Genomic DNA, 11,602 nt, shown 5'->3' with positions numbered 1-11,602 from the left:
CGCGGCGGCCGTCCTCGTGGCGAGCAGCAGGATCAGGGCCGGCGCCAGGAAGCCCGCCCCGGTCGAGCAGCCCTCGACCATCCCGTCCGGCCCCGGCAGATCCGCCGCCCGGACCGCGGCCCGTACACCGTCACCAGCGTGGCAAGGCCCAGGGCGTAAACGGAGGTTAACTCCGAAACGTCACAGAGGCACCCTCCGGATGTGCAATGGCATCCTGGACCCTGGGGCGGAAACGAGGGAGGACTGCGCGATGGCGATGAGCACGGCACAGACGCCGGCCCGGCCCATGCGTGCCGACGCGCGCCGCAATTACGACCGGCTGCTGGGTGAGGCCCGTACCGCCTTCGCGGAACACGGCACCGATGCGTCCCTGGAGGACATCGCGCGACGTGCGGGCGTGGGGATCGGCACGCTGTACCGGCACTTCCCGAACCGGCACGCGCTGATGAACGCCGTCTTCCAGGAGGCCCTCACCTCCCTGATCACCCGTTCCCGTGAACTCGCGGGGGCGGAGCATCCGTGCGGGGGCCTGGTGGAGTGGCTGGGCGCGATCATCACTCATGCGGGTGAGTACCGCGGGCTCGCCCAGGCGCTCATGTCGACGTCACGGGACGAGACTTCGGCACTTTCGCAGTGCAATGTGCCGCTGCGCGAGGCGGGGGCGGTGCTGCTGGCGCGGGCGCAGTCGAGTGGGGCCGTGCGGGCGGATGTGTCCATCGACGACCTGATGCAGCTGACGAACGCGATCGCGCTGGCCGCGGAGCAGTCGCCGGACGATCCGGAGTTGGCGGGACGGCTGCTGACGCTGACCCTGCAGGGGCTGAAGGGGCCGAACGCGGAGGGGGGTTGAGGAGTGCGGGTACGTGCGGCTGTGTGCGGCGCGGGTGGCCGTGGGCGCCGCGGGTCCGCTGCGCGGGGCCTGTTCCCCTACCCGCCCCTTCCCGAACCGGGGCGCCGCCCCGGGCCCGGTCCTCAGTCGCCGGACGGGCTGGAACAACAACCAGGGGCTCCACCCCGGTCCGGGAAGGGCGGGTCTGCGAGGAGTAACCCCCGCCCGCTACCGGCGTCGCAGATCCGCCACTCTCGCGCGGTCCCCCTGCCCCTGTTCCGCCAGTACCGCAGCGCTCCGCAGCGGCTGCGGGCCGGGCCCCCCGGGGCCACCCCCGCGTGTACGGCGCTGCCCGGGCAGTGGCATGTCGCGGCGGGTCTGACGGCCCGGCGGAAGGGCCTCGGCCGGTGCGGGGCCGTTTCCGGCGCCGGCCACCGCGATCTGCACCCCCTGGTCGGCAAGGGCCTGCAGTTCGGTGGCGGCACGGTCGTCGTGGCCGGGCGGTTCGTCCGTCACCAGACGGGTGATGAGATCCGTCGGCACCGTCTGGAACATGGTGTCGGAGCCGAGCTTGGTGTGGTCCGCCAGGACCACCACCTCCGCCGCGGCCTGCACCAGGGCGCGGTCCACGCTCGCGGAGAGCATGTTGGACGTGGAGAGGCCGCGTTCCGCGGTGAGCCCGCTCCCGGAGAGGAACGCGCGCGAGACCCGCAGCCCCTGGAGGGACTGCTCGGCCCCACTGCCCACCAGGGCGTAGTTGGAGCCGCGCAGGGTGCCGCCGGTCATCACCACTTCCACCCGGTTGGCATGGGCCAACGCCTGGGCGACCAGCAGCGAGTTGGTGACGACGGTCAGGCCGGGGATCCGCGCGAGCCGACGGGCCAGCTCCTGCGTGGTCGTACCGGCACCGACGACGATGGCCTCACCCTCTTCGACGAGACCGGCGGCCAGGTCGGCGATGGCCGTCTTCTCGGCGGTGGCGAGATGGGATTTCTGCGGAAAGCCGGACTCCCGCGTAAAACCGCCCGGCAAAACCGCACCGCCGTGCCGGCGGTCGAGGAGTCCTTCTGCCTCCAGCGCCCGCACGTCCCGCCGTACGGTCACTTCGGAGGTCTGGACGACGCGGGCGAGCTCACGGAGCGATACCGCCCCGTTGGCACGCACCATTTCGAGGATCAACTGACGACGTTCTGCAGCGAACACGAAACTGACAGTAACGTGACGCTCGAGTGTTTTCAGCAGTTTGCGCCGAATAACAGAAGTTGTACATACAAGGGGCCGCCAAGTGGTATAGGCGGCCCCGTTGTTGTTCCGTACTGATCGCCAGACAGTCGCCCGACCGCCTGAGTTGCCGGGAGTTGCCGGGGATTGCCGGGTTCCCGAAGGTGCTTACGCCTCGCCCGTGAGCTTACGGGTGTGCAACTGACGGGCCACTTCCGCGATCGATCCCGACAGGGACGGATACACAGTGAAAGCGTTTGCGATCTGTTCCACCGTCAGATTGTTGTCGACCGCGATCGAGATGGGGTGGATCAACTCGCTCGCCCGCGGCGCGACGACACAGCCGCCGACCACGATGCCGGTGCCGGGCCGGCAGAAGATCTTGACGAAGCCGTCGCGGATGCCCTGCATCTTGGCGCGCGGGTTGCGCAGCAGCGGCAGCTTGACCACCCGGGCGTCTATCTTGCCGGAGTCGACGTCGGCCTGGCTGTAGCCGACGGTGGCGATCTCGGGGTCGGTGAAGACGTTCGAGGAGACCGTCTTCAGGTTCAGCGGGGCCACCGCGTCACCGAGGAAGTGGTACATCGCGATCCGGCCCTGCATGGCGGCGACCGAGGCGAGGGCGAAGATCCCGGTGACGTCACCGGCCGCGTAGACACCGGGGGCGCTGGTGCGGGAGACCTTGTCGGTCCAGATGTGGCCGGACTCCTTGAGCCTGACCCCGGCCTCCTCCAGCCCCATGCCCGCGCTGTTCGGGATCGCGCCGACCGCCATCAGGCAGTGCGAACCGGAGATGACCCGGCCGTCGGCGAGGGTGACCTCGACCCGGTCGCCGACGCGCTTCGCGGCCTGGGCGCGGGAGCGGGCCATGACGTTCATGCCGCGGCGCCGGAAGACGTCCTCCAGGACAGCGGCCGCGTCCGGGTCCTCACCCGGCAGTACCCGGTCACGGGACGAGACGAGGGTGACGCGTGAGCCGAGCGCCTGGTACGCGCCCGCGAACTCGGCACCCGTCACGCCGGAGCCGACCACGATGAGCTCCTCGGGGAGCTCGTCGAGGTCGTAGACCTGGGTCCAGTTCAGGATGCGCTCGCCGTCGGGAAGCGCATCCGGAATCTCTCGCGGGTGGCCACCGGTCGCGATCAGTACGGCGTCGGCGGTGAGCGTCTCCTCCGTACCGTCGGCGGCGGTCACGACGACCGTGCGGGAGCCGTCGGCGGCCTGGAGGCCCTTGAGGCGGCCGCGGCCGCGCATCACGCGCGCGCCCGCACGGGTGACGGAGGCGGTGATGTCGTGGGACTGGGCGAGCGCCAGGCGCTTCACGCGCCGGTTGACCTTGCCGAGGTCGACGCCGACGACACGGGCCGCCTGCTCGATGTGCGGCGTGTCGTCCGCGACGATGATGCCCAACTCCTCGTACGAAGAGTCGAAGGTGGTCATCACCTCTGCCGTCGCGATCAGGGTCTTCGAAGGCACGCAGTCGGTGAGCACGGACGCGCCGCCGAGGCCGTCGCAGTCGACGACGGTCACCTCCGCGCCGAGCTGGGCGCCCACCAATGCCGCCTCGTACCCGCCGGGTCCGCCGCCGATGATCACGATCCGGGTCACGAAAAGTCCGCCTCGCGTGTGTCATCCCGCGGCCGTCTGCTGCCCCGGCCGGGGGTCCGGGGGGTCGCCCCGGGGAATGCAGTACGTACTTCATTGTCCCGCACGCGCCAAGGTGCTTCGCCCCGGGGCCCTCCATACGTGCGCCGGGGCGTGTGCGACGGGGTTCCGGGACGGTGAGCGGAACACTGCACGGAACCCCGTAAGGGGTCTTCCTCACAGGAATCGACGTTCCGCCCACCGCCTCCCGTACCCTCGACCCCATGTCGCTCTACGCCGCGTACGCCGGCAACCTCGACGCGCGGCTGATGACGCGCCGCGCACCGCATTCCCCGCTGCGCGGCACCGGCTGGCTCAATGGCTGGCGGCTGACCTTCGGCGGGGAGCAGATGGGCTGGGAGGGCGCGCTCGCCACGGTGGTGGAGGCCCCCCGTTCCCAGGTCTTCGTGGCGCTTTACGACCTGGCACCGATGGACGAGGACTCCATGGACCGGTGGGAGGGCGTCGGCCTCGACATCTACCGGCGGATGCGGGTGCGTGTGCACACCCTGGACGGCGAGGAGCCGGCCTGGATGTATGTGCTGAACGGGTACGAGGGCGGGCTGCCGTCCGCCCGCTATCTGGGCGAGATCGCGGACGCCGCGGAGTCCGCGGGCGCGCCGCACGACTATGTGATGGAACTGCGCAAGCGTCCCTGCTGACCCGCCGGACCAGCGCTTTTGTGTGAATGTACGAGGAAGCGTGTGCAGACTCTATGCATGGGCATCTACGCGCGTAGGGAATCACCGGCTACCCTCATCCGCGTGAACGCATCAGTTATTCCGGACAACATCCAGGGCGACCCGCACGCCGCCGCCGCCGACGCCGCCGCCCGCCTGCGCGAGCTGACCGGTGCCGAGACCCACGACGTCGCGCTCGTGATGGGTTCCGGCTGGGCACCTGCGGGCGATGCGCTCGGCACTCCGGAGGCCGAGTTCCCGGTGACCGACCTGCCCGGTTTCCCGGCGCCCGCCGTGCAGGGGCACGGCGGCACGATCCGCTCGTACCGGATCGGCGAGAAGCGCGCCCTGGTCTTCCTCGGCCGCACGCACTTCTACGAGGGCCGCGGCGTCGCCGCCGTCGCGCACGGGGTGCGGACCGCCGTCGCCGCCGGCTGCAAGACCGTCGTCCTGACGAACGGCTGCGGCGGTCTGCGCGAGGGCATGCGCCCCGGGCAGCCGGTCCTGATCAGCGACCACATCAACCTGACCGCTGCGTCCCCCATCATCGGCGCCAACTTCGTCGACCTGACCGACCTGTACTCGCCGCGGCTGCGCGCGCTGTGCAAGGAGGTCGACGAGACCCTCGAAGAGGGTGTGTACGTGCAGTTCCCCGGTCCGCACTACGAGACCCCGGCCGAGATCAACATGGTCCGTGTCATGGGCGGCGACCTGGTCGGCATGTCCACCGTGCTGGAGGCGATCGCCGCACGGGAGGCGGGGGCCGAGGTGCTGGGCATTTCGCTGGTCACGAACCTGGCGGCGGGGCTGAGCGGGGAGCCGCTCAACCATGAAGAGGTGCTGCAGGCGGGGCGGGACTCGGCGACCCGGATGGGGTCTTTGCTGGCGCGGGTGCTGGACCGCATCTGAGCGGGCGTCGCGCCTGCGGCGGGCGGTTTCCCCTGCCCGCACCTTCCCGAACCGGGGCTCCGCCCCGGGCCCCGCGCCTCGCCGTCGAAGCCGAAAAGCAAGCCCCTCCGGCGATCGAGGAGCGAGGGTCCGGGGGCAGCGCCCCCGTAACCCACCCCACCCCGCAGAAAGGCGGACACCGTGCAGCAGGACCTCATCGCACAGGCCAGGGCGTGGCTCGCGGAGGACCCCGATCCCGAGACCCGTGACGAGCTCGGCAAGCTCATCGACACCGAGGACCTCGACGAGCTCGCCGCACGGTTCGCCGGCACACTGCAGTTCGGAACCGCCGGGCTCCGCGGCGAGCTGGGGGCCGGACCGATGCGGATGAACCGTGCTGTCGTCATCCGTGCCGCCGCCGGGCTCGCCGCGTATCTGAAGGCGCAGGGGCAGACCGGCGGCCTGGTCGTCATCGGGTACGACGCCCGCTACAAGTCCGCCGACTTCGCCCGGGACACCGCGGCCGTGATGACCGGCGCGGGCCTGCGCGCGGCGGTACTCCCCCGCCCGCTCCCCACTCCTGTGCTGGCATACGCCATACGGCACCTGGGCGCCGTCGCGGGCGTCGAGGTGACCGCCAGCCACAATCCACCGCGCGACAACGGCTACAAGGTCTACCTCGGCGACGGCTCCCAGATCGTCCCGCCGGCGGACGGCGAGATCGCCGACGCGATCGCCGCGGTCGGCCCGCTGGCCGGCGTCGACCGGCCGGAGAGCGGCTGGGAGATCCTCGACGACGAGGTCCTGGACGCCTACCTGGCCCGTACGGACGCGGTGTTGGACGCGGCAACCCCGCGGACCGCCCAGGTCGTGTACACCGCCATGCACGGCGTCGGCACGTCCGTCCTGACGGCCGCCTTCGCCCGCGCCGGGTTCCCCACGCCCGTGCTGGTCGCCGAACAGGCCGAGCCCGACCCTGCGTTCCCCACCGTCGCCTTCCCCAACCCGGAAGAGCCCGGCGCGATGGATCTCGCCTTCGCCACCGCCCGGCGCGCGAACCCGGACATCGTCATCGCCAACGACCCGGACGCCGACCGCTGCGCCGTGGCCGTGCCGGACGCCACCGTGGACGGCGGCTGGCGGATGCTGCGCGGCGACGAGGTCGGCGCGCTGCTCGCCGCTCATCTGGTCGCCCGAGGTGCCACCGGCGTCTTCGCCGAGTCGATCGTGTCGTCGTCGCTGCTCGGCCGGATCGCCGAGAAGGCGGGCAACGGATACGAGGAGACGCTGACCGGCTTCAAGTGGATCGCCCGCGTCGACGGCCTGCGCTACGGGTACGAGGAGGCGCTCGGCTACTGCGTCGACCCGGAAGGCGTACGCGACAAGGACGGCATCACGGCCGCCCTGCTCGTCGCCGAGCTGGCCTCCGTGCTCAAGGAGCAGGGGCGTACGCTCCTCGATCTCCTCGACGACATCGCGGTCGAGCACGGGCTGCACGCCACCGACCAGCTGTCGGTCCGGGTGGAGGACCTGTCGGTCATCGCGGATGCCATGCGGCGGCTGCGCGTCACCCCGCCGACCTCACTCGCGGGCCTCGCCGTCACCTCGGCCGAGGACCTGTCGGAGGGTACGGAGCAGCTGCCGCCCACCGACGGGCTGCGCTACCACCTCGACGGTGCCCGGGTGATCGTCCGCCCGAGCGGCACCGAGCCGAAGCTGAAGTGCTACCTGGAGGTCGTGGTGCCGGTCGGTTCGGCGGACGAACTGCCCGCCGCCCGCGCGAAGGGCGCCGAGCTGCTCGCCGGGATCAAGCGGGATCTGTCGGCGGCCGCCGGCATCTGAGCGGGAGCGGGCACCGTCATTCACGCATCAGGTACGTGAAACCGGTGTCCGGTCCCACGCAGGACTGGAGCGTCAGATCGCCCCAGTAGAGGCCGTGGGCGGGGGCGCCGCGGCCGGGCGTGAGGTAGCGGGCGTAGACCTTGTAGCGCAGGACCTGGCGCGGGGTCTCCACCGTGGCCACGGTGCCCACCGGCAGCGTCGCGAACTGCTGGAATCCGCAGAAGTCATGGCCGACGACGACGGCGGTGCGCATCTTGTAGCCGTCCTCGGTGCCGAGGTCGGGTCCTGCCCACTGGACCGCGTCCCGGCAGGCGTCGACGGCCTCCTGGCCGCCCCGCACGACCTTCGCCGACCAGGAGCCGATGCGCAGGGTGGTGACGCGGGGGCGGCGTGCCGAGCCGGTGCGGGCCGTGGAATCGCCTGCGGTGGGGGCCGGGTGCGGGGCCTCGGGGGTCGTCCGTCGTGGGGGTGCGGTCGTGCGGGAGAGGTCGGGGCCGGACCGCGCAGGAGCGGGGCGCGCCGTCGGTCCGGGCGGGGTACGGACCAGGGGCCGGTTGCGGGCCGCGGTTGCCGTTGCCTGAGGTGTCGCTCGCACGGGCGCGGGCGGGCCCGGCGTCGGCCCGGCGGACGACGGGGCGGGAGCCCGTACCGCCTGCGGGTCCGCCGGGCCCGTACCGCATCCGGCGAGCAGCGCGGCGCACACCGCTGCCGGCACGGCCGCCGCGCGCCGGCGAGCTGTCATCCGAACCGCCCGTTCACATAGTCCGAGGTGCGCTCGTCCCGCGGCGAGTTGAACATCGCGTCCGTCTCCCCGTGCTCGACGATCACGCCGGGCGTGCCGTGCGAGGCCAGGAAGAAGGCGCAGGTGTCGGAGACCCGGGCGGCCTGCTGCATGTTGTGCGTGACGATGACGATCGTGACCTCGGACCTGAGCTCGGCGATGGTCTCCTCGATGCGCCGGGTCGAGGTCGGGTCGAGCGCCGAGCAGGGCTCGTCCATCAGCAGCACCCGGGGGCGCACCGCGAGCGACCGGGCGATGCACAGCCGCTGCTGCTGGCCGCCGGACAGGGCGCCGCCGGGCTGGCGGAGCCGGTCCTTGACCTCCTTCCACAGGCCCGCCTTGGTGAGGCACTCCTCGACCAGTTCGTCCTTGCCGTCGCGGGAGGCCTTGATGGCATTGAGCTTCAGCCCGGCGAGGACGTTGTCGTAGATGGACATCGCGGGGAACGGGTTGGGCTTCTGGAAGACCATCCCGATCTCGCGCCGGGCGTGCGTGATGCGCCGCCCCCGGTCGTAGATGTCCTCGCCGTCGAGCAGGACGCGCCCGGCGAGCGAGGCGGAGCCGATCAGCTCGTGCATGCGGTTGAGGATGCGCAGGAAGGTCGACTTGCCGCAGCCGGAGGGGCCGATGAGCGCGGTGACCTGGCGTGCGGGCATGGTGAGCGAGACCTGGTCGAGGACCTTGTGGTCGGCGAACCAGGCGGACACGGCGTCGGCGTGGAGGGTCGCGGGGCCCTGCCCGGGGACGACCCGCGGCTGTACGAGGGTTTCCGTGAAGCCGTCGGCCGCGAAGGCGTCGGCGGTATCGGTGGTGTCCGTGGTGTCGGCAGACATGGCGTCGAGGTCAACTCCTGTACAGATTCGGGTGGTTCAGAGAAGGTTCGGCAGCAGCGCGGTGATGGCCCGGGAGTCCGCGAGGCCCAGGGCCACAAGGACCGGTCCCGCGCAGATCCATGTCTGCCAGCGGCCCCAGACGCGGTACGCGATCACCGCGAGCAGGGACATGAGGAGCAGACCCTGGGACCAGAGGAAGACGGCGAGCCAGGCACCGTCGTCGGTGCCCAGTGCCTGTTCGGACGGCGCGATCCAGCCCGCGCGCAGATCGCGCGGCGGGTTGGGCTGCACGGGCGTGATCAGCTTGGCGTCGACGCGCAGCACACCGCTCGGCGTGTACGGGGCGCCGGTGGCGGTGATCAGCGTGAGCCGGCCCTGCCCCTGGCCGAGCGCGGCGGGCAGGTCGTCGCCGGCCCTGCGGATCCCCGTGACCTCGTAGACGGACTTGCCCTGCCCGGTCGTCAGCTCGAAGCGGGTGCCGGCGGGCAGGTTGTGCAGGTTGTTGAAGGGACTGCCGTACGCCCACTGGCGGCCCATGATGACCACCGTGCCGGCCTGGCCGGGCAGCGGGGTGTCACGGCGGTGCCCCGGCCCCGCCATCAGCAGGTCCGAGGTCGTCCCTTCCGCGACGACCTCCTTGATGCCGAGGGCCGGGATCCGCAGCAGGGCCACGGGCACGCCCGGTTCGAGCAGCCGGCCCTCGAAGTCGCGCTGGCCCACCGGAGCGATGCCGAGGGCGAGTTGGCGGCGCAGCTCGTCGTACGCGGTCTGCTGGTCGCGCGCGTGCTGCAGGTGGCCGACGATCATGAGGTTCGCGGCAAACCCGAAGAGGACGGCGGCCAGGACGCACAGGGCCGCCCCGGCGAGTGCGAGCCCGGGGCGGGCGGGGGGCCGTGGAGCCTCGGCAGGCCGCCGGGGCGCGGGCGCGTCGGGCGGCGGCGCGGGCGGCGGCTCGGCGGCGGGCGGGTCGGCGGTGGGCGGGGCGAGCGTGGTCACGGGGTGCGCTCCTCGAAGCGGGGTGGGTGGAACGGGCGGGTCCGGGGACGTGTCGGCGAACGCCCCGGACCCGGCCCGGTCAGTGCTGGGGGCTGTCGCCGCCGAAGGTCAGCAGGCCCTTGCGGCGCATGCGGATGACGAGCGCGGAACCCGCGCACATCAGCGCGAGCGCGGACAGGCCGATGACACCGGCCTCGGCGCCGGTGGCCGCCATGGAGCCGCCGCCACTCCCGCCGTCACCGCCACCGGAGAGGCCACCCGCGTCCGTACCGCCCGTGTCGGCGCCCGCGCTGCCGCCCCCGGTCGCGCCGGAACTGTCGGACGGGCTGGGCTCGGGGCTCTCGCCGGCCACGTCACCGGTCGTGAACGCGAAATCGACGCTGTGCCCGTCGGTCTTGTCCTCGGCGAGCGTCAGCACGTGATCGCCGTCCTCGATCTCCTCGGGCACGGTGAACGCGTAGTTCTCGACGGTGCCGTCGGCGTTCGCCGTCGCGTCGTCGAAGGTCGTCTCACTGTCCGCGAGCGTCACCTTCACCTCGGCACCGTCCCCGTACCCACGAGCCGTGATCTTCACGGTCTGACCGGGCTCAAGGTTCGGGTTGGCCTCCAGCGTGTTGCCGTCCTCGTCGGTGACGTCCAGATCGGCGGGCTCGGTGGGGCTGGGGCCGGCGGAGGGGTCCTCGTCGGTGCTGGTGAAGGTGAAGGCCGCAGACGCGCCGTTGTTGGGCTGCTGCCTGAACTGCAGGCGGTGCTCGTCATTGGTCAAGGCGTCGGGCACGGTGAAGGCGTAGTCCACGACGGCGCCGTCGGCGTTCGCGGTCACATCGTCCAAGGTGCCATTGCCCCCGGTGACGCTCACCGCCACGGTGGCTCCCGGCTTGAAGCCCTGGGCCGTGACCTTCACCTTCTGGCCGATGAAGAGGGTGGGCTTGTCGCCGAGGGTGTTGCCGTCGGCGTCCTTGGCGGTGACGAGGTAGTTGATGTTTACCGGCGTGCTGACCTGTGCGTCGCCGAAGGCGTCGGAGTCGGTGGGCGTGAAAGCGGCGTCATACTTATGGGCGCCACCGGTCGTGGGTGCCGTGACCGTCAGCTCCGCCTTGCCGTCGGTCACCGGAGCCGTGCCGAGAACCCTTTTGACCGGCGTTTCGCCCGAGGTGTCCGTGTCCGAGAATTCGACGGAACCGGCCGCGGCGGGAGACACCGTGGCGGTGAGCTCGAAGTCCTGGTTGACGGAGACCGTCGTGGGGTTCGCGCTCAGAGCGAGGGTGGTGGCCTGCTGGTCGATCTGGGCCCAGGTGTCGCCGGTCACGCGGATCTTCCTGACGAACAGGTAATCGGGACTCGCGCTACCCAGATTGCACGGCAGGACGAGCGTGTAGTCACCGTCCAAGGAGCCCTCGGGTTTGTAGCCGCGCAGCGCCGTCACCAGAGAAGTCGCCTTGACTATGGGGGGAACGGCTGTCGAAATGAGCGGGAGCGTGAATGCTCCACCGGTCATGTCGAGAGTCGACTTGAACCCCTTGGCCAGCGGCCTGCTGTTGTCAGTGGCTTTGCCGGCCGGGTTTTTCGGGTCGACCAGCCGCAACACGGTCGCGTTGGCATTGGTCGAGGTTCCGGCAGGGCAGGGCCCGTCCGTTGTGGCTGACGACGCGATGACGTCCGCGGTGATGCTTCCGGTGTCCGGCTCCAGGCTGAAGGCGCCGAGCCGTTGATACTCGACCGCCTGCGCTTTGCTGGAGAACGCGAGCACGGCGGCCAGGGCCGCGAACAGCATCGCGCAGCATGTCAACAGCGCCACCGGTGATCTCAGTTGCGCCAGTCGGTTGTTCATCTCGATGTCCCCCACGGGATTTCGGTTGCGATTGGGATACGCCGCGGGGCCGGGCAC

General features: G+C 71.3%; 10 protein-coding genes. 4 read left to right on the top strand and 6 right to left on the bottom strand.

All coding sequences use genetic code 11. From position 1 onward, the window contains the following. Positions 1-250 precede the first annotated feature (250 nt). A complete protein-coding gene (locus ACFVYE_RS16965; protein WP_389606105.1) occupies positions 251-850 on the top strand; it encodes a TetR/AcrR family transcriptional regulator in 600 nt (199 codons plus the stop codon). A 207-nt stretch (positions 851-1,057) separates the two neighbouring features. Here ACFVYE_RS16965 and ACFVYE_RS16960 read toward each other — a convergent pair whose 3' ends face one another. Together ACFVYE_RS16960 and ACFVYE_RS16955 are read right to left on the bottom strand one after the other, a co-directional pair. Next, a complete protein-coding gene (locus ACFVYE_RS16960) occupies positions 1,058-2,032 on the bottom strand; it encodes a DeoR/GlpR family DNA-binding transcription regulator (RefSeq protein WP_389606103.1) in 975 nt (324 codons plus the stop codon). Positions 2,033-2,218: 186 nt separating this feature from the next. Beyond that, positions 2,219-3,658, bottom strand: coding sequence for an NAD(P)H-quinone dehydrogenase (locus ACFVYE_RS16955; protein ID WP_389606101.1), 1,440 nt, complete (start codon positions 3,656-3,658; stop codon positions 2,219-2,221). A 260-nt stretch (positions 3,659-3,918) separates the two neighbouring features. Between ACFVYE_RS16955 and ACFVYE_RS16950 the strand changes: the two genes are divergently transcribed. The 3 genes from ACFVYE_RS16950 to ACFVYE_RS16940 all read left to right on the top strand — a co-directional run bounded on the left by ACFVYE_RS16950 (position 3,919) and on the right by ACFVYE_RS16940 (position 7,104). Beyond that, the gene (locus ACFVYE_RS16950; protein ID WP_072486709.1) at positions 3,919-4,356 is read left to right on the top strand and encodes a gamma-glutamylcyclotransferase; all 438 of its coding nucleotides are present in this window, start codon (positions 3,919-3,921) and stop codon (positions 4,354-4,356) included. A gap of 102 nt (positions 4,357-4,458) precedes the next feature. Further along, complete coding sequence (locus ACFVYE_RS16945; RefSeq protein ID WP_383966660.1) at positions 4,459-5,283, top strand: purine-nucleoside phosphorylase; 825 nt, start codon at positions 4,459-4,461, stop codon at positions 5,281-5,283. 180 nt (positions 5,284-5,463) lie between these two features. Beyond that, on the top strand, positions 5,464-7,104 hold the full coding sequence (locus ACFVYE_RS16940; protein ID WP_383966663.1) for a phospho-sugar mutase: 1,641 nt from the start codon (positions 5,464-5,466) through the stop codon (positions 7,102-7,104). Positions 7,105-7,120: 16 nt separating this feature from the next. Here the strand turns inward: ACFVYE_RS16940 and ACFVYE_RS16935 are convergent, their stop codons facing one another. The 4 genes from ACFVYE_RS16935 to ACFVYE_RS16920 form a co-directional block, all read right to left on the bottom strand. After that, positions 7,121-7,846, bottom strand: coding sequence for a hypothetical protein (locus ACFVYE_RS16935; protein ID WP_389606099.1), 726 nt, complete (start codon positions 7,844-7,846; stop codon positions 7,121-7,123). Continuing rightward, positions 7,843-8,718: a phosphate ABC transporter ATP-binding protein PstB gene (pstB, locus tag ACFVYE_RS16930; RefSeq protein ID WP_389606097.1), complete on the bottom strand. Its 876-nt coding sequence runs from the start codon at positions 8,716-8,718 to the stop codon at positions 7,843-7,845. Before pstB ends, ACFVYE_RS16935 begins: the two co-directional genes overlap by 4 nt. A gap of 36 nt (positions 8,719-8,754) precedes the next feature. Beyond that, positions 8,755-9,714: a sortase gene (locus ACFVYE_RS16925; protein WP_389606095.1), complete on the bottom strand. Its 960-nt coding sequence runs from the start codon at positions 9,712-9,714 to the stop codon at positions 8,755-8,757. 79 nt (positions 9,715-9,793) lie between these two features. Then, entirely contained in the window at positions 9,794-11,545 is a 1,752-nt protein-coding gene (locus ACFVYE_RS16920) for an Ig-like domain-containing protein (RefSeq protein WP_389606093.1), read from the bottom strand. Positions 11,546-11,602 lie beyond the last annotated feature (57 nt).

Origin of the sequence: Streptomyces sp. NPDC058239 (genome assembly GCF_042882185.1) — a bacterium.
Taxonomy (GTDB): domain Bacteria; phylum Actinomycetota; class Actinomycetes; order Streptomycetales; family Streptomycetaceae; genus Streptomyces.
The sequence above is the reverse complement of the archived record's forward strand: the minus strand, read 5'-3'. Positions and strand labels throughout refer to the sequence as shown.